Consider the following 1,172-nt stretch of genomic DNA (forward strand, 5'->3'; position numbering starts at 1 on the left):
AACCCCCACAGTGGACTTTCACCACCTAGATAGTTGCCATGCCTGGCACACAAGATAAAGCTGCCTTAAAGACAGCTCCGATCTAAACTAACGCACCTGTTAGTTTTATAAGCTCTAAATATAATTTTATTAAAGTCCTCCATCATAACCGTCACTTTTATGAAATACCCCTTCTTAATCGATTTCTTCTCTTCCATAAAAAATAAATGAATATTGAAAGGACCAATAAACTCGTAATTAAATAAATACTGTATTTTGACATATATAGTTCAACATTGGTCCAATTTTTCCCTAATATTCTTCCTAGTGTGATAAAAGTAAAACTCCATATTAATGCACCAGTATAGGCGTAAACAACAAATATTCTAAAAGGGAAGCGATTGACAGCTGCTATATACGCTGTAAGGTGCCGTACCCCAGGAATAAAATAACCAAATAATAAAAGATAGGGTCCGAATTTCTTGAATAATTTCTTTGTTCTATTAATTTTTTGTTCCGTAATGTGAATTTTTGGTCCAAACTTTTCTAATAAAGGCAACCCAAATTTATAACCAATGAAGTAGCTAAGCGAAATCCCCCCCGTTGCTCCTACAAAGGCACTTACTATTGAAATTAAGTAAGATAATTTACCCTGAAACACATTGTAACCAATATATGTAAGAATTACCTCGTCGGGTATAGGAAGTCCAACAATACCTCCGATTAAAGCAAATATAATTCCGAAGTACCCATAATGTTCTAGAAGGTAAGCAATATGATTTTCCACTTTTTCACTCCACCTTTTAGGTAATGTCTAACAATCATTTCTGATTATTTATTATCAGCAGTATTTAAATAATAATAAAAGAAAATTTACTCTTCATTGGGGATAATAACCTTTAACTATATTAAAGGTTATTATCCCCAATTTTTGATTTTTTTATTGCACTAAACTGCCCCGATAGTTACATAAAATCGAGTAGGAGGAGGCACCTAGCCTCCGACCTCTCACACCACCGTACATACCGTTCGGTATACGGCGGTTCAGTTTAAGTCTGACGTAGTTTTGTATATCGTTCATATAGATTTACTAACCCATGATGGAGCCAATAAACATTATTAAGGGTTTTGTCTAGAATAGGACTATGCGCTATGCGCCAATAACCCTTTCTGCTATTTCCCCATTCATATGC

Annotated in this window: 1 protein-coding gene; it reads right to left on the bottom strand. The window is 34.6% G+C overall.

Translation table 11 applies throughout. The features are described from left to right. Window positions 1–157: 157 nt before the first annotated feature. On the bottom strand, window positions 158–766 hold the full coding sequence (locus AC1DUW_RS29790; RefSeq protein WP_053344639.1) for a DedA family protein: 609 nt from the start codon (window positions 764–766) through the stop codon (window positions 158–160). Window positions 767–1,172: the final 406 nt, after the last annotated feature.

This window comes from Peribacillus sp. P4_C12 (assembly GCF_056402095.1).